General features: G+C 71.1%; 20 protein-coding genes and 2 tRNA genes. 19 read left to right on the forward strand and 3 right to left on the reverse strand.

Annotated features, from left to right (window positions below):
- Positions 1–246: 246 nt before the first annotated feature.
- The 7 genes from ACIBG6_RS11260 (at position 247) to ACIBG6_RS11290 (ending at position 6733) form a co-directional block, all read left to right on the forward strand.
- On the forward strand, positions 247–1242 hold the full coding sequence (locus ACIBG6_RS11260; protein ID WP_399222313.1) for a glycosyltransferase family 2 protein: 996 nt from the start codon (positions 247–249) through the stop codon (positions 1240–1242).
- On the forward strand, positions 1242–1736 hold the full coding sequence (locus ACIBG6_RS11265; RefSeq protein WP_399222314.1) for a GtrA family protein: 495 nt from the start codon (positions 1242–1244) through the stop codon (positions 1734–1736). Before ACIBG6_RS11260 ends, ACIBG6_RS11265 begins: the two co-directional genes overlap by 1 nt.
- 108 nt (positions 1737–1844) lie before the next feature.
- Positions 1845–2948, forward strand: coding sequence for a glutamate 5-kinase (proB, locus tag ACIBG6_RS11270; RefSeq protein WP_399222683.1), 1104 nt, complete (start codon positions 1845–1847; stop codon positions 2946–2948).
- A gap of 138 nt (positions 2949–3086) precedes the next feature.
- Positions 3087–3590 carry a hypothetical protein gene (locus tag ACIBG6_RS11275; protein ID WP_384145163.1) on the forward strand — a complete coding sequence of 168 codons (504 nt, stop codon included), beginning with the start codon at positions 3087–3089 and terminating at the stop codon, positions 3588–3590.
- 61 nt (positions 3591–3651) lie between these two features.
- Entirely contained in the window at positions 3652–4935 is a 1284-nt protein-coding gene (locus ACIBG6_RS11280; protein WP_329623493.1) for a glutamate-5-semialdehyde dehydrogenase, read from the forward strand.
- 77 nt (positions 4936–5012) lie between these two features.
- Positions 5013–5579, forward strand: coding sequence for a hypothetical protein (locus ACIBG6_RS11285; protein WP_399222315.1), 567 nt, complete (start codon positions 5013–5015; stop codon positions 5577–5579).
- 71 nt (positions 5580–5650) lie between these two features.
- Positions 5651–6733, forward strand: a complete 1083-nt coding sequence (locus ACIBG6_RS11290; RefSeq protein WP_399222316.1) for a hypothetical protein — start codon at positions 5651–5653, stop codon at positions 6731–6733.
- Here the strand turns inward: ACIBG6_RS11290 and ACIBG6_RS11295 are convergent.
- Complete coding sequence (locus tag ACIBG6_RS11295) at positions 6718–7857, reverse strand: M48 family metallopeptidase (RefSeq protein ID WP_399222317.1); 1140 nt, start codon at positions 7855–7857, stop codon at positions 6718–6720. The two genes, ACIBG6_RS11290 and ACIBG6_RS11295, sit on opposite strands and share 16 nt — an antisense overlap.
- 223 nt (positions 7858–8080) lie before the next feature.
- Between ACIBG6_RS11295 and ACIBG6_RS11300 the strand changes: the two genes are divergently transcribed.
- From ACIBG6_RS11300 to ACIBG6_RS11325, 6 genes are all read left to right on the forward strand, one after another.
- A complete protein-coding gene (locus ACIBG6_RS11300; protein WP_399222318.1) occupies positions 8081–8245 on the forward strand; it encodes a hypothetical protein in 165 nt (54 codons plus the stop codon).
- Between the two features lie 51 nt (positions 8246–8296).
- Positions 8297–8917 (forward strand): nicotinate-nucleotide adenylyltransferase, encoded by a 621-nt coding sequence (gene nadD, locus ACIBG6_RS11305; RefSeq protein ID WP_317595110.1) that lies wholly within the window; start codon positions 8297–8299, stop codon positions 8915–8917.
- 19 nt (positions 8918–8936) lie between these two features.
- A complete protein-coding gene (locus tag ACIBG6_RS11310) occupies positions 8937–10658 on the forward strand; it encodes an LCP family protein (RefSeq protein WP_399222319.1) in 1722 nt (573 codons plus the stop codon).
- 82 nt (positions 10659–10740) lie between these two features.
- Entirely contained in the window at positions 10741–11205 is a 465-nt protein-coding gene (gene rsfS / locus ACIBG6_RS11315) for a ribosome silencing factor (RefSeq protein WP_024756719.1), read from the forward strand.
- A complete protein-coding gene (locus ACIBG6_RS11320; protein ID WP_399222684.1) occupies positions 11202–11855 on the forward strand; it encodes a histidine phosphatase family protein in 654 nt (217 codons plus the stop codon). Before rsfS ends, ACIBG6_RS11320 begins: the two co-directional genes overlap by 4 nt.
- Positions 11856–11950: 95 nt before the next feature.
- Positions 11951–12023, forward strand: a tRNA-Ala gene (locus tag ACIBG6_RS11325).
- Here ACIBG6_RS11325 and ACIBG6_RS11330 read toward each other — a convergent pair.
- Positions 12005–12925, reverse strand: a complete 921-nt coding sequence (locus ACIBG6_RS11330) for a helix-turn-helix transcriptional regulator (RefSeq protein WP_399222320.1) — start codon at positions 12923–12925, stop codon at positions 12005–12007. The two genes, ACIBG6_RS11325 and ACIBG6_RS11330, sit on opposite strands and share 19 nt — an antisense overlap.
- A gap of 101 nt (positions 12926–13026) precedes the next feature.
- Here ACIBG6_RS11330 and ACIBG6_RS11335 point away from each other — a divergent pair, with 101 nt between their 5' ends.
- Positions 13027–14460, forward strand: a complete 1434-nt coding sequence (locus tag ACIBG6_RS11335) for an MFS transporter (protein WP_399222322.1) — start codon at positions 13027–13029, stop codon at positions 14458–14460.
- Positions 14461–14597: 137 nt separating this feature from the next.
- Positions 14598–14831, forward strand: a complete 234-nt coding sequence (locus ACIBG6_RS11340; RefSeq protein WP_024756723.1) for a hypothetical protein — start codon at positions 14598–14600, stop codon at positions 14829–14831.
- Here ACIBG6_RS11340 and ACIBG6_RS11345 read toward each other — a convergent pair.
- On the reverse strand, positions 14810–16042 hold the full coding sequence (locus ACIBG6_RS11345) for a glycosyltransferase 87 family protein (protein WP_399222323.1): 1233 nt from the start codon (positions 16040–16042) through the stop codon (positions 14810–14812). The two genes, ACIBG6_RS11340 and ACIBG6_RS11345, sit on opposite strands and share 22 nt — an antisense overlap.
- Positions 16043–16166: 124 nt before the next feature.
- Here ACIBG6_RS11345 and ACIBG6_RS11350 point away from each other — a divergent pair.
- From ACIBG6_RS11350 to ACIBG6_RS11365, 4 genes are all read left to right on the forward strand, one after another.
- Positions 16167–16239 (forward strand) — tRNA-Ala (locus tag ACIBG6_RS11350).
- 282 nt (positions 16240–16521) lie between these two features.
- Positions 16522–19404: a leucine--tRNA ligase gene (gene leuS, locus ACIBG6_RS11355; RefSeq protein WP_399222324.1), complete on the forward strand. Its 2883-nt coding sequence runs from the start codon at positions 16522–16524 to the stop codon at positions 19402–19404.
- 132 nt (positions 19405–19536) lie between these two features.
- Entirely contained in the window at positions 19537–20247 is a 711-nt protein-coding gene (locus ACIBG6_RS11360; protein WP_399222325.1) for a hypothetical protein, read from the forward strand.
- Between the two features lie 112 nt (positions 20248–20359).
- Positions 20360–21205, forward strand: coding sequence for a DegV family protein (locus ACIBG6_RS11365; protein ID WP_399222326.1), 846 nt, complete (start codon positions 20360–20362; stop codon positions 21203–21205).
- The last annotated feature ends 309 nt before the right edge of the window (positions 21206–21514 follow it).

A 21514-nucleotide genomic window follows, 5' to 3' on the forward strand; every position in this document is an offset into this window, starting at 1 on the left:
TCGCTCCAGGTGGTCAAGGTTCGCGGGCACGGCGTCTCTATGGGTGACAAATGGGTATGGATGCCCGGTATATGAATATCTTCCCCGCATGCTTTGCTGCATGGACGACATGCCGACCGGGAGAGGTCACCCGGGAGACGCCCGGCGGTCACCGCCGCTCCGTACCGTGGCCGCGCTGCTCGAAGCAGAGTTCGGTGGCGGTCCCTCAGGACGTACTCTCGCTCATCCCTCTGGAGTGACCGTTCCATGACCAGGCTCTCCGTCGTCGTCCCCTGCTACAACGAGGAGGACGTCGTCGAACGGTTCGACGCGCGCATGCGCCAGGTGCTCGACGGCCTCCCGGTCGGGTACGAGATCTGTTACGTGGACGACGGCAGCTCCGACGGAACCCTCGCCAAGCTGCGCGCGATCGCCGCCCGGCACCCGCACCGCACCCAGTACGCCTCCTTCAGCCGCAACTTCGGCAAGGAGGCCGCCATGCTCGCCGGCCTGCGCAAGTCCACTGGTGACGCCGTGGTGATCATGGACGCCGATCTCCAGCACCCGCCCGAGCTCCTCGCGCGCATGCTGGACCTCTACCAGCAGGGTCACGACCAGGTCATGGCGCGGCGGACCCGTGAGGGGGACAAGAAGCTCCGCTCGGCGCTCAGCCGCGTGTACTACCGGGCCGTCAATCGCTGGGTCGACGTGGAACTCACCGACGGGGTCGGGGACTTCCGCCTGCTGTCCCGCCCCGCCGTCGACGCCCTGCTCTCGCTGCCCGAGTACAACCGCTTCTCCAAGGGTCTCTTCTCCTGGATCGGCTTCGACACCGTCACCTTCGACTACCAGAACGCCGCGCGCGAGGGCGGTGAGACGAAGTGGAAGTTCAGCTCCCTGCTCAACTACGGCATGGACGGGCTGATCTCCTTCAACAACCGCCCGCTGCGCATCGCGCTCTGGCTGGGAATGATGCTCAGCGGCCTCGCCGTCCTGTACGCGGCCTGGGTGGCCGTCGCGGCGATCACCCAGGGCGTCACCGCACCCGGATACGTCACCCTGGTCGCGATCATCGTGGGGCTCGGGGGAGTGCAGATGGTGATGCTGGGCCTGATCGGCGAGTACATCGGCCGGATCTACTACGAGACGAAACGGCGGCCGCACTTCCTCGTGAAGGAGACCCACCGCTCCTTCGGGCGCGGGGCGGCCGAGCGTGCCGCCGCCGAGCGCATCCGCGTCGTGGCCACCGACAGGGACCACTGATGGCGTCCGGCGCGTCCGGCGCGGGAGGCGCGCGGGCCGTGGGGGGCGCGCGGCGGGCGCGGCTGGCCGAGATCTTCCGGTTCGCGCTGGTCGGCGGCGTCAACACCTGCACGTTCTTCGGGTGTTACCTGCTGCTCCACCCCTGGATGCCGTACTTCGCCGCGTACTCCCTCGCCTTCCTCCTCAGCATGGTCGGCTCCTTCTTCCTGAACACCTACTTCACCTACCGCACCCGGCCGACCTGGAAGAAGTTCGCCCTCTTCCCCCTCACCAACGTCACGAACTACCTGGTGCAGAGCGTCGGCCTGTACGCGCTCGTCACCTGGGCCGGCATGGACGACAGGATCGCGCCCCTCGTCGCGGCCGTCGTCGCGATCCCGTTCACCTATCTGATCTCCCAGCGGATCCTGGTGCCCCGCAAGCCGCCCGAGGGCCCGGACGGGTCCGGTCCAGAGAACGGAATGGACGAGCGGCAGCCCTCCCGGCTCGCGTAGATTGCCTGGCAGCCGCAGCGGGGCACACGCGGCGCGTGGGACAGCCGAGTGAGGACGACGCAGGTGACGACGCAGGTGACGGGACAGACGGACGTGGCAAGGCAGTACGTGACGGAGGCCCGCAGGATCGTCGTCAAGGTCGGCTCCTCCTCGCTCACCACCGCCTCCGGAGGCCTCGACGCCGACCGCGTCGACGCCCTCGTGGACGTCCTCGCCAAGGTCCGCAGCGGCGGCGAGAAGGAGATCGTCCTCGTCTCCTCCGGCGCCATCGCGGCCGGTCTCGCACCGCTCGGCCTCACCCGCCGCCCCAAGGACCTCGCCCGCCAGCAGGCCGCCGCCAGCGTCGGCCAAGGCCTCCTCGTCGCCCGCTACACCGCCTCCTTCGCCCGCTACGGCGTCCGCGTCGGCCAGGTCCTCCTCACCACGGACGACACCAGCCGCCGCGCCCACTACCGCAACGCCTACCGGACGCTCGACCAGCTCCTCGCCATGGGCGCGCTGCCCGTCGTCAACGAGAACGACACCGTCGCCACGGACGAGATCCGCTTCGGCGACAACGACCGGCTCGCCGCCCTCGTCGCCCACCTCGTCCGGGCGGACCTGCTCGTCCTGCTCTCCGACGTCGACGGGCTGTACGACGGCGACCCGGCCAAGCCCGGCACCGCGCGGATCGCGCAGGTCACCGGCCCCCAGGACATCGCCCACGTCGAGATCGGCGCGGCGGGCAAGGCCGGCGTCGGCACCGGCGGCATGGTCACCAAGGTCGAAGCGGCCCGGATCGCCGCCGCCGCCGGCACCCCCGTGGTCCTCACCTCCGCGAGTCGCGCCGCCGACGCCCTCGCGGGCCGTGACACCGGCACGTACTTCCACCCCACCGGCCGCCGCTCCGCCGACCGGCTCCTCTGGCTCGCCCACGCCTCCACCCCGCAGGGCTCCCTGACCCTGGACGACGGAGCCGTACGGGCCGTCGTCGAGGGCAAGAAGTCCCTGCTCGCGGCCGGTATCGCGGGCGTCGAGGGCGACTTCGTCGCCGGTGACCCCGTCGAACTCCGCGACACCGCGGGACGGGCCGTCGCCCGCGGACTCGTCAACTTCGACGCCAAGGAGATCCCCCAGCTCCTCGGCCGGTCCACCCCCGAGCTCGCCCGGGAACTCGGCCCTGAGTACGAGCGCGAGGTAGTCCACCGCGACGACCTGGTCGTCATCCGCTGAAACGGCTGAAAGTACGGCCATCCGGAAGGGACGTTTACCAAAACCGCCCCATCTGCCGCCTCGGGCTGGTCAACTTTGTCTCGGGGGTAAGCAGCAAGGCGGGGTACAGCACCACACGCATCACACAGGAGGCCGCCGGTGAGACGAGCGCGCCCTGGGGCACCGCCCCGCGGGACTGCCGAACGCGCCCTGACCAGTGTCGAGGCCGGAGCCGACTTCGACGAGGCACGGGGCAGGTCCACGGACACGAAGACCGAGACCACCACCGAGACACGGGAATCACGCGCCGAGGAGCGGCCCCTGTCCAAACTCTGGCACATCACCCTCAGCGTCTCCGGAGCGGAGTCACCGCTGAAGGAGGTGCGGCGCGGGCTCGAACAGCTGGCCCATGACCACCCCTTCCTGCTGACCAGCCGCTACGCCAACGACCACGCCGAGATCCGGTACTGGGAGGAGGCCCGCGACCTGCACGACGCCGCGGCCGTCGCCCTGCGCCTGTGGGGCGAGCACCGCCAGACCGCCAAGCTGCCGCCCTGGGAGATCGTCGGCCTCGAGGTCATCGACCGCGAGACCTACCACCAGCGGATCGCGGAGGGCTACGGCCCGCCACCGGCCGCCCCGGTCGGCGTCCACCCCTACTGAGGGTGTCTCGGAGTGCGGGATACGTGAGGGATGTCCGCAGGGGTGCCAGTACCCTGCGGACATGACCTCGCTCACGCCCCTCGACAACCTCTCCCCGGTCACCCGGGCCGCCTACCGGGCCCGTGGCGCCGCCGCCGAAATCGCGCCACTCCCGCGCTCGGCCAAGGACGATGCCCTGCTGGCGATCGCGGACGCCCTCGAAGTCCGTACCGCCGAGATCGTCGAGGCCAACGCCGAGGACATCGCCAAGGCCCGTGAGGCCGGCACCGACGAGGGCATCATCGACCGTCTCACCCTCACCCCGGAGCGCGTCCGGGCCATCGCCGCCGACGTCCGCCACGTCGCCGCGCTGCCCGACCCCGTCGGCGAGGTCGTCCGCGGCTCGACCCTCCCCAACGGCATCGACCTCCGCCAGGTCCGCGTCCCGCTCGGCGTCGTCGGCATCATCTACGAGGCCCGCCCCAACGTCACCGTGGACGCCGCCGCCCTCTGCCTCAAGTCCGGCAACGCAGTCCTGCTCCGCGGCTCGTCCTCCGCGTACGCCTCCAACACCGCCCTGGTGAAGGTCCTGCGCGACGCCGTCGGCGGCGCCGGACTGCCCGCCGACGCCATCCAGCTCGTCCCCGGCGAGTCCCGCGAATCGGTCCGCGAGCTGATGCGCGCCCGCGGCCTCGTCGACGTCCTCATCCCGCGCGGCGGCGCCTCCCTCATCCGCACCGTCGTCGAGGAGTCCACCGTCCCGGTCATCGAGACCGGCACCGGCAACTGCCACGTCTACGTCGACGCCAACGCCGACCTCGACATGGCCGTGGACATCCTGGTCAACTCCAAGGCCCAGCGGCCCAGCGTCTGCAACGCCGCCGAGACCCTCCTCGTCCACCAGGACATCGCCGACGCCTTCCTGCCCCGGGCCCTCGACGCCCTCGCCGAGGCCGGCGTCACCGTCCACGCCGACGAGCGCGTCCTCGCCCACGCCCCGGCCTCCAAGGCCACCGTCGTACCGGCCACGCCCGAGGACTGGGAGACCGAGTACCTCTCCTACGACATCGCCGCCGCCGTCGTCGACTCCCTCGACAAGGCCGTGGAGCACATCCGCACGTGGTCGTCCGGTCACACCGAGGCGATCGTCACCACCTCGCAGGCCGCGGCGCGCCGTTTCACCCAGCTGGTCGACTCCACCACGGTGGCCGTGAACGCCTCCACCCGGTTCACGGACGGCGGGCAGTTCGGATTCGGCGCCGAGATCGGCATCTCCACCCAGAAGCTCCACGCCCGGGGCCCCATGGGGCTTCCCGAGCTGACGTCGACCAAGTACATCGTCACCGGCGACGGTCACGTTCGATAACCGGCTCCTTTCGGTACGGGCGGGGAGGGTTCGCACGCTCCCTGCCCAAAACCACCTCCCGGGTCTACTCTGAAACCGTGCCGGACGACGTGGGGGGCACGCCGTTTCCGGACGGCGGGGACCCTGAGGACTCTGTCGACCGCGGAGGCGCGTCCGAGGACTACGCCACCGTGGTCTTCGACGAGGCCTTCGTACGGGCCGCAGCGGTGCACGAGCCGAGCGCTGTCGAGCGACTCCTCGCCGCCGCCCAGGCCCGCGCCGAGGCCGAATCCGCCCGGGCCCGCGCCGGCGGCGGATCGTCCGACGACGACCCCTACGAGGACGGCTGCGACCCCGTCGGCCTCACCTACGAGCCCGACGACATCGGGGACGACGCCAGCCCCTACGGCCGCCACGGCGGCGCCCTGCGCCCCTACCGGGGCAGCCCCCGCTGGCACCGGCCCGTCGCCTGGGCCCTGGCCCTCCTCATGGGCATCGGCATGGTCGCCCTCGCCTTCAGCGCCGTCTACCGCGGCGCCGTCGCCAATCGCCAGGACCGGATCCCCCCGCCTGCCACCACCGGCGTGGACACCCCGAACCCGGCCCCGGCCCCGTCCGCCGCATACGCGCCGCCGCGGGTCTCCGTCGCTCCCCGTACACCCTGACGGCGGAACTCTTCCGAAGTTGTCGCGCACCTCGGCGTTTACCAAAGCCTCCGCCGACCTACCCTGAAGGTATGGCAGGGCGTGGCGACCCGCCTGAGGGGACACCCGAGGGTCTCCCCGGCGGTGGTGAGGACGAATACCGATCCGTCGTCTTCGACGAGGCGTTCGTCCGTGCTGCCCGCCTCCAGGAGTTCTCCGCCCAGGAGCGGATGGGCGAGTACGCCCAGGCCGTCCGGTCCCGAGCCGGCCGGGAGGGCAGAACCGGCTCCCGCCAGGCCGTCCTGCTGGTCCTGCTGATCCTCCTCGCCTTCGGCACCGCCATCTACCTGGGCGTCCGCAACCCGTACCAGCCCCCCGTCGACGAGCGGGCCGCACCGCTGCGGACCACCGTGGTCCCGCTCGCCCCGCAGGGCACCGTCCCCGGCGGGCAACCCGATCAGCTCTTCGACCACAGTCCGGTCGCCGAGTTCCGCACGGGAGCCGCCGGCATCAATCTGCCGGTCGTCGGGCGCACCTCCCACTTCGCCGAGAGCCAGGTCGTCGCCGCCCTCAGCATCGCCAAGGACTACCTGGTCGCCTCGTCCCTGGCGCCCGACACCCTCTCCGGGACGACCGTGCGGCCCGTGCGGCTGCTGCTCGACCCGGACCAGCTGGAGCAGTTCGACCGGAGCGTCGAGTCACCGGCCGACGACGGACGGCACGCCCTCGCCGGCTGGCTCGTCCGCTTCGACCCGCGGCAGGTCGCGCTCGCCGACCCGGGCACCCGCGTGCAGGGCACGCTCCGCTTCGAGGAGTCCGGCCCTGACACGCTGGACGTCACCGCCGACCACACGTTCACCTACGCGCTGCGCCCGGCGACCGAGGGCGCGGGACCGGCCGCCCCGGCGTCGCTCTTCACCGTCCACCGCGTGATGCACTTCCGCTTCGACCGCGAGGACCTGCGCATGCACCGGGCCGAGCTGCTGGCCAGCACGGTGGAGGCCGGACCGCAGGCGTGCGGCCCCGGCTCCACCGGCACCCTGGAGCCGCTCCTGGCCGGAGCGCGGGCCCCGGAGGCGGGCGGGCCGACGGTCACCGACCCGTACGCCACGACCAGGCCCGCGGCCCCGTCCCTGTGCGGTGCGCTGGCGCCGAGCGCTCAGCCCTCGCTCTGACCGTCCCCGGACTTGCCGTCCCCGGTCTTCCCGTCCGCGGCCCCGCCGCCGGGCTCGCCGTCGGTCTCCTTGGAGCCCTGGCCGTTGCCCTGCCCGCCGCCGAAGCGGTTGCGCAGCCGCCCGCCCAGGTCGCCCGCGAGGTCACCGGCGCCACCGGCTATGTCCCCGACGAGCTTGATCAGCGGATCCTTGCTGGTCCGCACCGTCTCGGCGTAGTGCCCCGCCGACTCGCGGAAGGCGTCCGTGACCGAGGTGTCCTTGTCCTCGGAGCGCCGGGGGTAGTGCCCGTCCATGATCCGCTGGTGGTCGCGGCTCTCCGACCACTTCTTCAGCTCGGCGGCCCGCACGGTGGTGAAGGGGTGCGAGCGCGGCAGCACGTTGAGGATCTTCAGGACCGAGTCCCGCAGGTCGCCGGCCTTCTCGTACTCGTCGGCCTGGGCGAGGAACGCGTCCACGTTCATCTCGTGGAGGTGGTTGCCGCCGGCGATCTTCATCAGACCGCGCATCGAGGCCTGCACGTCCTGCCCGACGAGGAGCCCGGCCCGGTCGGCGGAGAGCTCCGACTTCCGGAACCACTCGCGCAGCGCCGTCACGATGGCCGTGATCGCCACGGTCCCCAGCGGCACCCAGGCGATCTTGAGCGCGAGGTTGGTGAGGAAGAGAAGGATCGTGCGGTACACGGAGTGGCCGGAGAGCGCGTGCCCCACCTCGTGGCCGATGACCGCCCGCATCTCCTCCTCGTCGAGCAGCTCCACCAGGCCGGTGGTGACCACGATGATCGGCTCGTCCATGCCGATGCACATCGCGTTGGGCTTGGGGTCCTGCGTGACGTACATCGACGGGACCTTCTCCAGGTCCAGGATGTAACAGGCGTCCCTCAGCATGTCGTTGAGCTGGCTGAACTGCGCGTCGCTCACCCGGACGGAGTCGGAGAGGAAGAGCAGTCTCAGGCTGCGCTCGGGGAGGAGTCCGCTGAGTGCCTTGAAAGCGGTGTCGAAACCGGTGAGTTTCCGCAGCGCGACCAGCGCCGAGCGGTCGGCCGGATGTTCATAGGCCCGCGAGGAGATGCCGGGGAACCGCTTTCGCTGCCTGCTCGGCACGTTCCCCTGGTCGTTCCCGGTCATGGATGCCCCCTGTTCGTACGAGTCGGTGCTCGTCCCCCTGACGGAAGCCAGCCTAGGCGTTGGCGCCATGGCGTGCCGGAGCCTGTGGATAACCGAGGCCGGCACCGACACCAACATCGTCGACAACGCGAACGCCTGAGTCGGCGTGAGAGTGCCCGGACGGCCCGCATACGATGTGCGCGAAGTCTCCGCTCCCATTCCCGATCGATAGGTCCTGCTGACGATGAGCCTCCACAGCACCGCCGCCAACCTGGTCACGCTCGCCGAGGGCGCCGCCGAGCACGGTGGCAACCACGACAGCCTCAACCCCTACCTCACCGGCCTCGGCGCCCTCGGTGCGCTGCTCCTGCTGCTGTGGATCACCACGCGCTTCAACCGCGACCGCTGATCCGGGACCGCTGATCCGGCGTCCGCCGCGGTGCCAGTAGGCTCTGCACGCATGGGAGAGCAGGAAGTGTCTACCGGCGGCCGCGGCAAACGCCGACTCGGCGTGATGGGCGGAACGTTCGACCCGATCCACCACGGTCACCTGGTGGCCGCCAGCGAGGTGGCCGCTCTGTTCCACCTCGACGAGGTGGTGTTCGTGCCGACCGGGCAGCCGTGGCAGAAGGGGCACAAGACCGTGTCGGCGGCGGAGGACCGCTATCTGATGACGGTCATCGCCACCGCGTCCAACCCGCAGTTCTCGGTCAGCCGGATCGACATCGACCGGCCCGGCGCGACCTACACCATCGACACCCTGAGGGACCTGCGCTCTCTCAACAGCGACTCGGACCTCTTCTTCATCACCGGGGCCGACGCGCTGTCGCAGATCCTCACCTGGCGCGACGCCGAGGAGCTCTTCTCGCTCGCGCACTTCATCGGCGTCACCCGGCCGGGCCACGACCTCACCGACGACGGACTGCCCAAGGGCGGGGTCTCGCTGGTCGAGGTTCCCGCGCTCGCCATCTCGTCCACCGACTGCCGGGCGCGGGTCGCGCAGGGCGATCCCGTCTGGTATCTCGTCCCGGACGGTGTGGTGCGCTACATCGACAAGCGCCAGTTGTACCGCGGCGAGTGAGCTTCGGGGAGGGCCACCGGTGAACGACCAGCAGAATCCGTACGATCCGTACTATCCGCAGCCGCAGATCATCGGCTACGACGAGTACGGGCAGCCGGTGTACCAGCAGCCGCAGCCACCGCAGCAGTCCGGTCAGCAGCACTACGACCCGTACGGCGGTCAGCAGCAGCCGCAGCAGCAGGCGTACGGCTACGACCCCTACGCCCAGCAGCAGCCCGCCCAGCCCGCCCAGCAGCCGCAGTACGACCCGTACGGGCAGCAGGGCTACGCCTACCCCTCGTACGACACGGACACCGGGCAGCAGTGGGCCGAGCCCGCCCCCGTACAGGCCACGCAGGCGATGCCGACGACGCAGGCCATGCCGACCACGCAGGCGGTGCAGGCCCCGCCCGCCGCTCCCGTCGCGGCCCCGGCCGGTGTCCCCGGTCAGCGCCCCGCGTCCGAGCGGCCCGGCCCGGCACGGCAGGACGACGACGACCGGGAGTACCGGACCGAGCAGTTCTCGTTCATCGAGGAGCCCGACGAGGACTCCGAGGACGTCATCGACTGGCTGAAGTTCACCGAGAGCCGCTCGGAGCGGCGCGAGGAGGCCAGGCGGCGAGGCCGTAACCGGATCGTCGCGCTCGTGGTCGTCCTCGTGCTCGCCGCCGTGGGCGGTGTCGGCTACCTCTGGTCCGCGGGAATGCTCCCCGGCACCTCCGCCCCGGAGCAGCAGCAGAACACGGCGACCGGCCCGCAGAAGCGCGACACGATCGTCGTCCACCTCCACGACACGAGGCGCGGCGGGACCTCCACCGCCCTGCTCGTGGACAACACCACCACCAAGCAGGGCACCACGATCCTGCTGCCCAACAACCTCGCCGTTGCCGACGGAGAGGGTTCCGCGACCACCCTCGGCAAGTCGGTCGAGGAAGACGGTTCGGGCGGCACCCGCGAGGCGATCGGCAACCTCCTCGGTGCGAAGATCACCGGCACCTGGCGGTTGGACACCCCGTTCCTGGAGAACCTCGTCGAGCTGGTCAGCAGCATCGAGGTCGACACGGACACGGCCGTGCCCGACACGAGGAAGGGTGCGGGGCCGCTCGTCCAGAAGGGCGAGAAGCAGACCCTGAACGGCCGCGCGGCCGTCGCCTACGCGACCTACCGGGCCCCCGGCGAGGCCGAGGCCAAGCAGCTCCAGCGCTTCGGCCAGGTCATGTACGGGGTGCTGCGGAAGATCTCCGACGACCCCAAGGCCGCCACGGTCACCGTCGAGTCCCTGGTCCAGATCCTCGACCCGTCGCTCCCCGAGAAGGACCTCGGCGCGTCCCTCGCCAAGCTCGCCGAGCACGCCAAGATCGGCGCCCACAAGACGGCCCTGCTGCCGGTCGCGCAGGACGGCACGCTGACCGAGGGTGCGAGCGACAGCGTGGTGAAGGACATCCTCGGCGGCAAGGTCTCCGCCCCCGACGCCGGCGATGTGCCGCGGGTCTCCCTGCGGGACGGATCCGGCAAGGACGCGACCGAGGCGGTCCGGGTCGTCCTGATCAACGGCGGCTACGCCTTCATCGGCGGATCCGAGACGGACACCCAGGAGAAGTCGCAGGTCATCTACGGTGACGAGGCCCAGAAGGCGACGGCGGCCGAGGTGGCCAAGACCTTGGGTCTCCCGGCCGGCTCGGTCGCCAAGGGCAAGCCCTCGGGAACGGCCGCGGTGACCGTCGTCCTGGGCCAGGACTACAAGGTCCCGGAGGCCCGATAGCGGCCCCCGGTAAACGTTGGCGGCGGCGTCGGCGGTCCGTGAGACCCTGGAGGGGTACTGGACCGCCGACGAAAGCCTGCTTGTGACCGCTACGGATCGCTCCATCGAGCTCGTCAACGCCGCCGCTCTGGCGGCTGCCGACCGGCTCGCTCACGACATCATCGCGTACGACGTCAGCGACGTGCTGTCGATCACCGACGCCTTCCTGCTCGCCTCCGCCCCCAACGACCGCCAGGTCAAGTCGATCGTCGACGAGATCGAGGAGCGGCTCAACAAGGACCTCGGCGCCAAGCCGGTGCGCCGCGAGGGCGACCGCGACGCCCGCTGGATCCTCCTGGACTACGTCGACATCGTCGTCCACGTCCAGCACAGCGAGGAGCGTGTCTTCTACGCGCTCGAGCGCCTGTGGAAGGACTGCCCCGAGCTCCCGCTGCCCGAGGAAGCCCTGAAGACCCGCGGCAAGGCGGCCGAGCACGCCGCCCTGACCGGTGCCGACATCGACGCCGGCTCCGGCCTGCCCGAGGGACCGGACGGTGAGCTGAGCTGAGCACCACCAAGGGCGGCAGCGGCCGCCGTATCGTCCTCTGGCGTCACGGCCAGACCTCCTGGAATCTGGAGCGCCGGTTCCAGGGGTCGACGGACATCGAGCTGACGGAGACCGGCGTCGCCCAGGCGCGCCGGGCCGCCCGGCTGCTCGCCGCGCTGAAGCCGGACGCCGTCGTGGCCTCCGACCTGAAGCGGGCGGCGGCCACCGCCGCCGAGCTCGCCGTGCTCACCGGCCACACCGTCGCCCACGACTCCGCGCTGCGCGAGACGTACGCGGGGGAGTGGCAGGGGCTGACCCACGACGAGATCATCGCCCGGTACGGCGAGCAGTACGCCGCCTGGAAGCGCGGCGAGCCCGTGCGCCGGGGCGGCGGCGAGCTGGAGACCGAGGTGGCCGACCGGGCCGCTCCGGTGGTCCTCGGACACGCCGAGAAGCTTCCCGAGGACGGCACGCTCGTCGTCGTGAGCCACGGCGGCACGATCCGCACCACCATCGGCCGACTCCTGGGCCTGGAGGCCCAGCACTGGGAGAGCCTGGGCGGGCTCTCCAACTGCTGCTGGTCCGTCCTCGGAGAGGGCGCCCGTGGCTGGCGCCTGATGGAGCACAACGCGGGCACGCTGCCCGAGCCGGTCCTCGGCGACGACGACTGAGGCACGTGAGCGGCCTGCCGGACCCGGATTTCACTTTCCGGCAGGTCACAGGCTAAAGTTCTTCTTGTTCGCAGCGCAGAGCGCGAAGAACACGAGGGGCTATAGCTCAGTTGGTAGAGCGCCTGCATGGCATGCAGGAGGTCAGGAGTTCAATTCTCCTTAGCTCCACAGTCACCGAATCCCGTCCCCGACAGGGGGCGGGATTCGTCGTTTCCGCCCAGCCCCCGGATCGCGCGGCGGCTCTCCTCGTCGTTGGGCGTGTACGTCACGATCCGGCACTCCGGCATCCCGTTGACGGACAGGGAGACCGAGGTCATCCGCATCTCGCCGACCGCCTCGTGACGGAAGGTCTTCACCCGGGTCCCCGGCGGGACGACGTCGCCGCTCCGCCACAGCCGCGCGAAGAGCGGGCTGGCCTCCGCCAGGCGCCGGACGAACGCCTCCCAGGAAGGCTCGCCCACATGCCGTCCGTAGGCGCCCCGCAGCTGGGCCACCATCAGCGGCAGTTCCTGCTCCCGGTTGACCAGGGGGCACGTCGGCTCCGGCGCCGTGAACAACGCCCACAGCACGTTGCGTAAACCGAACGGGCCCGTGTCCATCCGGCTTCCCTCCCACAGGAAGAGCCGCTCGTAGGTGGTGTTGGTCGCCAGCACGTCGTACCGCGCGTTGTAGAGCACCGCCGGGTGCGGGTCCAGGGCGTCGAGGATGCCCTGGATCTCGGGGCTGACGACCTCGACGTCGGGGGTGGTGTGGCCGGGCGCGTACGGCACCTCGGCGAGGTGGTAGAGGTGCTCGCGCTCGGGCCGGTCGAGGCGGAGCGTACGGGCGACGGCGTCGAGCACCTGCGCCGAGGCGTTGATCGGGCGGCCCTGCTCCAGCCACGTGTACCAGGTCACGCCGACCCCGGAGAGCTGGGCGACCTCCTCGCGGCGCAGCCCCGGTGTGCGACGGCGGAGGCCCGGCGGCATGCCGACGTCCTCCGGGGTCACCCGGGCCCTGCGGCTGCGCAGGAACGAGGCCAGCTCAGGCCGTCGGCGCGGCTGGATCGGTACAGCTGCCAAAGTCGTCACACCCCCATGGTCGAGTCCCCGTGCCGCCGTTGCCAGGTGGTGTCAGTACCCGTATCGGCGGGCTCTCGTTACCCGTATCAGACCGAGGGCACGCTGCTCGCATGCCCTCGACCACAACACGTCCCGTACTCAGTAAAGACGCCGGCACCGACAATCGCCCCGGACCGCTGCTCGGAGTGGTGCTGGCCGCCCAGTTCATGGCACTCCTCGACGTCTTCATCGTCAACGTCGCCGCCCCCACCATCCGCACCGAACTCTCCGCGTCCGGAGCCGGGCTTCAGCTCGTCGTCGCCGGATACACCATCACCTACGCGGTGCTGCTCATCACCGGCGCACGCCTCGGCGACCTGCTCGGCCACCGCCGGATGTACCTCGGCGGCCTCGCCCTCTTCACCGCGGCCTCGCTGGCCTGCGGACTCGCCGCCGGAACCGGCCAGTTGATCGCCTTCCGGCTGGTCCAGGGCGCCGGGTCCGCCCTGATGATCCCGCAGGTGCTCAGCCTCATCCAGCGGAACTTCACCGGCGAGAACCGGGTCAGGGCGCTCGGCGCCTACTCCGCGGTCCTGGCCACCGGCGCCGCCGCCGGCCAGGTCGTCGGCGGCGTCCTCGTCAGCGCCGACCTGTTCGGCATGGGCTGGCGACCGGTCTTCCTGGTCAATGTGCCGATCGGGCTCGCCCTGCTCGTCCTCGGCGCCCGGACCCTCCCGCGCGACGCCCCCGGCGGGCCCGGGCGCGCCCGCGGCCTCGACCTGCCGGGACTGCTGCTCCTCGCGGCCGCCGTGTCCCTGCTGACCGTCCCCCTGGTCCTCGGGGAGGAGCAGGACTGGCCGCTGTGGTCGTGGGTCTCGCTCGGCGGTTCCCTGGTGCTCCTCGCCGTGTTCGGCGCGTACGAAGCGGGGCTCGCCCGGCGTGGTGGCGCGCCCCTCATCGCCCCGCGCGTCCTGCGCGTTCCCGGCATGGGGCGGGCGGTCCTCCGGATCGCCGTGGCGATGGGCGTCAACGCCGGGTTCCTGTTCACCCTCACCCTGCACCTGCAGGGCGGGCTCGGCCACAGCGCCCTGCGCGCCGGGCTCACCTTCGGTCCCGCCGCCGTCGCGTTCGGCGTCGTCGGACTGACCTGGCGGCGCTGGCCGGCCCGGACGCAACGCGCGCTGATCCCGGGCGGATTCCTGCTCGCGGCGGCCGCCGTACTCGCCCTCGGCCTGTCCCTCGCGGACGGCGGCACCGGCGGCTGGGCGCTCTACCCGGCCCTGTGCGGAGTGGGTGTGGGCATCGCCCTGGCCTTCAGCCCCGCCCTGACCGGCGCGCTGGCCACCGTACGGCCCGGGGACGCGGCCGATGCCAGTGGACTGCTCGCCACCGTCACCCAGCTCGGCCAGCTCACGGGGGTCGCCGTCTTCGGCACCGTCTTCCTGGGGCGGCTGACGACCACCGGAGCGCAGGGGTCCGCCGACGCGTTGTGGGCGACCGCCCTCGCCCTGGCCGCCGCGGCGGTCGTGGGCGCCCTGGCCGGGCTGCCCCGGCGAGCGCGCTGACCCCCTTGCGGGGCCATGGCAGAATCGGACGGCCGGAGGGGGACGAGGATCCGGACGGGAGGGTGACCCAAGTGCTCGGCGACAACGGCAGGGTGTCCTATGGGTGCACGGCCTGCGGCCACAGCTGGAGCTGACTGATGGGTGCACACAGGCGGAAATGCGACTGGTGCGGCAGTGGTACGCCCATCGTGCGCGACATGGACCCCGTCAATCCCGAGTTCCAGTACTGGTGCGAGGAGTGCGCGCGGGCGCTGATCATAAAAGGCGACCCCATCGAGACGTACCGCGAGCTGGAGGGGGAGCCGATCTACGGCCGGCTCCTCGACGAGCACTGCACCCTCAAGCGGTTCTACTCCTTCGCCAGAGCCTGATCCCGAGCCTGACGCCGTTCCGCCAGCACGTACGCCACGAGCAGGGCCGTAGCCGTCAGCGGATAGACGGCGGACAGCAGCATCTGGCCCGCGTTCTGGTCCAGTTCGGGACGGCCGGGGTCGTGCGGCACCCACCACAGCGCGAACGACGTGAAGGCCACGGCCACCACACCGGTCACCGGCCACGCGCGCGTGGCGCGGTCCGCGAGCAGGATCAGCAGGGGCACGCACCAGACCCAGTGGTGGGACCAGGAGATCGGGCTGATCATCAGCGCCGTGAACGCGCAGATGATCACGGCCACCGCCTTGTCGCCGCGGACGGCGGCCCGTACCGCGAGGAACATCGCCGCACCGCCCATGACGGCGGCGGTCAGCACCCACCAGATGCCCGGGGAGTCCGTGTGCATCAGCCGGGCCAGGACGCCGCTGATGGACTGGTTCGCGGTCTCCTCGGCGAAGCCGACCCGGCCGGTCGCGAAGAGCGTCTCCGTCCAGAACTTCTTCGAGTCCGCCGGCAGGGCCAGCGCCACGGCCAGCGTCGTCGCCAGGAACACCCCGGTCGCCGTCACTCCCGTGCGCAGCCACTGGTTCCAGCCGCGGTCCCGGCGCCACAGCAGCAGACCGGCGGCCAGCAGCAGGACCACGAAGAGCCCCGGTGTGAGCTTTACCGCTGTCGCGAGACCGATGCCCAGTCCGGCCCAGCGGCTGCCCTCGCGGCGCGTGAGGTCCCAGAGGACCGCCACCGCTATGAGCAGGTTGATCTGGCCGTACCGCAGAGTCGTCCACACAGGCTCGCACCAGACCACGGCCGCGGCGACCCACAGCGTCGTACGCCACAGGTCCGTCCGGGACAGCGCCGGGCGGACCAGCTGGATCGACAGCTGGACCAGGGCGATCACCAGGAGCAGGTTCCCCGCGGTCGCGAGCGTCCGCATCACGGGGACGCTCACCAGGGTCAGCGGGACGAACAACAGGGCCGCGAACGGCGGATAGGTCATCGCGAGGTCCGCCGAGGTGGCGCGCATCGCGTAGAGGTCTCCGCCGGCCCGTACCGTCTCGCCCTCGGCCCGGTAGACCATCACGTCGAGCATGTTCACGTGGGCGAGGCGTTGCGCCACCCAGAAGGACACGAAGGAGAGCAGGCAGACAGCCGCGGCGGTGGCCAGGGGCCAGGGCCGGGCGCGGGTTCTGGAGAGCACGGAGACGGACACAGTCGGCGACCCTACCGGGCAGGTCGGAGGGGGTCGGAGAATCGATTTGGAGATCTGCCGGGGAGCCGGTTAATGTTCTGTCTGTCGCCGCGAGGGAAACCGAAACGGAGACGGAAAACAGCAAGGGGCTATAGCTCAGTTGGTAGAGCGCCTGCATGGCATGCAGGAGGTCAGGAGTTCAATTCTCCTTAGCTCCACAGAAAGGAAGCGGGTCACCCGGATCGGGTGGCCCGCTTCTTCGTGTGTCCACGCGTGGAATGCCGGTGCGGCCCGTGCGGGCGCTGCGGTACCCTGGCGCCATGCGTGCCGTACGCCTCCTGCTTACCGAGCCGCGCTGATCAGTCCCGGCGCATGACCGTCGCCCCGTCGACCGTCATCCCGCCGGAGTCGGCGCGGCTTCCCCTCCTGTGCGAGGGGCTTTTTCATTTAGCGGCAGTTCGTGGCAGTGGGCAGAGACGATCGATGGAGCTTCAAGGACCATGACCGAGATCAATACGACCGCCGAGACGGCGGCCCCGCATCGCTACACGGCAGCCATGGCCGCCGACATCGAGGCACGCTGGCAGGACTTCTGGGACGCCGAGGGCACGTACGAGGCGCCGAACCCCTCCGGTGACCTGGCGGGCGACCCCGAGGTCGCCGCCCGTCCCAAGAAGTTCATCATGGACATGTTCCCGTACCCCTCGGGTGCGGGCCTGCACGTCGGCCACCCGCTCGGCTACATCGCCACGGACGTCTACGCCCGCCACGCGCGCATGACCGGTCACAACGTGCTGCACACCCTGGGCTTCGACGCCTTCGGCCTGCCGGCCGAGCAGTACGCCGTGCAGACGGGCACGCACCCGCGCGTGTCCACCGAGGCCAACATGGAGAACATGAAGGTCCAGCTGCGCCGGCTGGGCCTGGGCCACGACAAGCGCCGGTCGTTCGCCACGATCGACCCGGAGTACTACAAGTGGACCCAGTGGATCTTCCTGCAGATCTTCAACTCCTGGTACGACGACGAGGCCGGTAAGGCCCGTCCGATCGCCGAGCTGATCGCGCAGTTCGAGAACGGCACGCGCGAGGTCCCCGGCACGCGCGCGTGGAGCGAGCTGACCGCCGCCGAGCGCTCCGACATCCTGAGCGAGTACCGCCTGGCGTACGCGTCCGACGCGCCCGTCAACTGGTGCCCCGGCCTGGGCACGGTCCTGGCCAACGAGGAGGTCACCGCCGACGGTCGCTCCGAGCGCGGCAACTTCCCCGTCTTCAAGTCCAAGCTGCGCCAGTGGAACATGCGGATCACCGCCTACGCGGACCGCCTGCTGGACGACCTGGACGCGCTGGACTGGCCCGAGGCCATCAAGCTGCAGCAGCGGAACTGGATCGGCCGCTCCGAGGGCGCCCGCGTCGACTTCCAGGTCGGCGACACCGGCGCGATCACCGTCTTCACCACCCGCCAGGACACCCTGTTCGGCGCCACCTACATGGTCCTGGCTCCGGAGCACCCCCTGGTCGACGGCGCCGCGACGATCGTCCCGGCCGTCTGGCCCGAGGGCACCCACGACGTGTGGACCGGCGGACACGCCACCCCGTCCGAGGCCGTCGACGCCTACCGCAAGCAGGCCGCCTCCAAGTCCGACGTCGAGCGTCAGGCCGAGGCCAAGGACAAGACCGGCGTCTTCACCGGCGCGTTCGCGACCAACCCGGTCAGCGGCGAGCAGGTCCCGGTCTTCATCGCCGACTACGTCCTGATGGGCTACGGCACCGGTGCCATCATGGCCGTCCCGGCGCACGACACCCGCGACTTCGCCTTCGCGCGCGCCTTCGAGCTGCCGATGCGCTGCGTCGTCGAGCCGTCGGACGACCGCGGCACGGACCCGTCGGTCTGGGACGACGCCTTCGCCTCGTACGAGGCGAAGCTGGTCAACTCGGCCAACGGCGAGATCTCGCTGGACGGTCTGGGCGTCGTCGACGCCAAGGCGAAGATCACCTCCTGGCTGGCCGACCGCGGCATCGGCGAGGGCACCGTCAACTTCCGGCTGCGCGACTGGCTGTTCAGCCGACAGCGGTACTGGGGCGAGCCCTTCCCGATCGTCTACGACGAGGACGGCGTCGCGCACTCGCTGCCCGAGTCGATGCTGCCGCTGGAGCTGCCGGAGGTCGAGGACTACTCGCCGCGCACCTTCGACCCGGACGACGCGGACACCCAGCCGGAGACCCCGCTGTCCCGTAACGAGGACTGGGTCAACGTCACCCTGGACCTGGGCGACGGGGCGGGTCCGCGGAGCTACCGCCGCGAGACCAACACCATGCCCAACTGGGCCGGCTCCTGCTGGTACGAGCTGCGCTACCTGGACCCGCGCAACTCCGAGAAGCTGGTCGACCCGGCCGTCGAGCAGTACTGGATGGGCCCGCGCGAGGGCATGCCGACCGGTGGCGTCGACCTGTACGTCGGCGGCGCCGAGCACGCCGTCCTGCACCTGCTGTACGCGCGCTTCTGGTCCAAGATGCTGTTCGACCTGGGCCACATCTCCTCGGCCGAGCCGTTCCACAAGCTGTACAACCAGGGCATGATCCAGGCCTTCGTCTACCGGGACGCCCGCGGGATCGCCGTGCCGGCGGCCGAGGTCGAGGAGCGGGACGGCGCCTTCTGGTACGAGGGCGAGAAGGTCAGCCGCGTCCTGGGCAAGATGGGCAAGTCCCTGAAGAACGCGGTGACGCCGGACGAGATCTGCTCCGAGTACGGCGCCGACACCCTGCGCCTGTACGAGATGGCGATGGGCCCGCTGGACGTCTCGCGTCCCTGGGACACGCGCGCCGTGGTCGGCCAGTACCGGCTGCTGCAGCGGCTGTGGCGCAACGTCGTCGACGAGTCGACCGGTGAGGTCACCGTCGTCGACACCGCCGCCGACGAGGACACGCTGCGCGCCCTGCACAAGGCGATCGACGGTGTCGCGCAGGACATGGCGGCGATGCGCTTCAACACCGCCATCGCCAAGGTCACCGAGCTGAACAACCACTTGACGAAGACCGGTGGCGCGCTGTCCCGGCAGGTCGCCGAGCAGCTGGTGCTGCTGGTCGCCCCGCTGGCCCCGCACATCGCCGAGGAGCTGTGGCGCAAGCTGGGCCACACCGAGTCGGTCGTCCACCAGGGCTTCCCGGTCGCCGACCCGGCGTACGTCGTCGACGAGGCCGTGACCTGCGTCGTGCAGATCAAGGGCAAGGTCAAGGCCCGCCTGGAGGTCTCCCCGTCGATCACGGACGCGGAGCTGGAGGCGCTGGCGCTGGCCGACCCGCACGTGGTCGGGGCGCTGGGCGGCGCGGAGATCCGCAAGGTGATCGTCCGCGCGCCGAAGCTGGTCAACATCGTCGCCGGCTGACGGCTGACGGAGGTATGGGGGGTTTCCCCTACGGGCAGGTTAGGGGTTCCGATGGAACCACTGGCCTGCCCGTTCCGTTTACGGTGGAGGAACCACAGTCGTGGGGACTCGACGGATGCCGGAGGGGCGGACATGGAAGCTGCCGCGATTATCACGATCATGGCGCTGCTCTTCTTCGCCTTCGTGGCGCTCGGGGTCTACGCCACCGTGAAGGTGGCCAGGGCGGCCAAGCGCGGGGTGGACCGCACCCTGGACCAGGCCCGGCGCACGGTGGAGGACACCACGCTGCGGGCCAAGAGCTTCGGTCAGGCCGGGGTCGCGGGCGAGCTGGCCAAGATGCGGCTCTCGCTGCGCACCTCGATGCGGGCCACGCAGGAGGCGTTGCAGGCGGGCGTCGGCGAGGACGCCTCGCTGAAGGAGTCGCTCGACCTGTTCCACCGGCTCAGCGCGCACGGGCTCGAGCTGGACGAGGACCTCAAGCGCATGGAGCGGGAGCCGGACAAGGCGTGGGTGGCCGGACAGCTTCCCGAGCTCGCGCGCCGGACCGAGCAGATCACGGGGTCGGCCGACGCGCTGCGCCGGGCTGCCCGGGACCGGGCGCTGAAGTTCGCCGAGGACGATCTGTCGTCGCTGAGCGCCCAGATCGACGTCGAGGCGGGCGCCCTGCGTCACTGGGACGTTCCGGAGACGGCGCCGGAGTCGGGTGCCGCGGAAGAGTGGGGGAGCCCCGCCGGGACGGCGGGCCCGCAGGCCGGGGACGAGCCGCCCGCGATCACGGCGCGTGATCCCCGGCGCACGGCCTACCCGTGGGAGAAGTCGGCCCGCCCGGAGACCACCACCTGATCTGATCTGATCCTTCCAGGCCCCCGGTGTTCGTGGTGCCGGGAGGGACGTGGGGGGCGTCCGGCGGGGGCCGGGCTGCCGTGCCGGGGCTTCGGCGGGTAACCTCCCGCTCATGTCCCGGCATGTCGCGATCGTCACCGATTCCACGGCCTACCTGCCACCCCAGGCGAGGGAGCGGCACGCCATCACGACGGTCCCGCTGACCGTCGTCATCGGCGACCGCGCGCTGGAGGAGGGCACCGAGATCTCGGCCCGGTCGCTCGCCGAGGCCCTCCAGAAGCGGCGGCCCGTCACCACCTCGCGACCGAGCCCCGAGACCTTCGCCGAGGCCTACCGCGAGGCGGCGGAGGCGGGGGCGCGGGGGATCGTCTCGCTCCATCTGTCCGCCGAGGTCTCCGGGACGTACGACGCCGCCGTGCTCGCGGCGAAGGACGCCCCCGTGCCGGTGCGCGTGGTGGACACCCGCATGGTCGGCATGGCGCTGGGCTTCTGCGCCCTGGCCGCGGCGGAGGTCGCGGAGGCGGACGGCTCCCTCGACGAGGTGGTCGCGGCCGCGGAGAAGCGCGTCGCGGGAACCTCCGCCTACTTCTACGTCGACACGCTCGACTATCTGCGCAGGGGCGGGCGCATCGGCGCCGCGCAGGCGCTGCTCGGCTCCGCGCTCGCGGTGAAGCCCCTCCTGGAACTCGACGGGGGGCGTATCGAGCTCCGGGAGAAGGTGCGGACGGCCTCGAAGGCCATCGCGCGCCTGGAAGAGATCGCCGTGGAGCGGGCCGGCTCCGGTGCCGTCGACATCGCCGTGCACCACCTGTCCGCGCCGGAGCGGGCCGCCGTGCTGGCCGACCGGCTCAGGGAGCGGATCCCCGGCATCGAGGAACTCCACGTCAGCGAGGTGGGGGCGGTCATCGGCGCGCACACGGGCCCGGGGCTGCTCGCGGTCGTCGTCTCGCCGCGCTGAGCGTCCTCGCCTCCCCGTACGAGTGACGGAGATATCCACAACCGGAGTCTTTTCCACGGGACTTGGGTGAGTCCCGCACGGGGCGGTCGTGATCTCTACCGTCACGAGCATGGCACTTCGTACACGTATCGCATCGATCACCACCGGAGTCGCGGACAGGCCGGGGGCTCCGACGAGCGGGCCCGGGAGGGCGCCGGGTTCGGACGGACGCAGCCGTCCCGGAGGGCGCGGCGCGCCTCCTGGGCGGGCTCGGAGGCGCACCAGGGTGCGCCGGGTCTCCGAGGTGCCCGGGGCCGTCGTGCGGCGGCG

This window comes from Streptomyces sp. NPDC050842 (genome assembly GCF_044456565.1).
GTDB lineage: Bacteria > Actinomycetota > Actinomycetes > Streptomycetales > Streptomycetaceae > Streptomyces.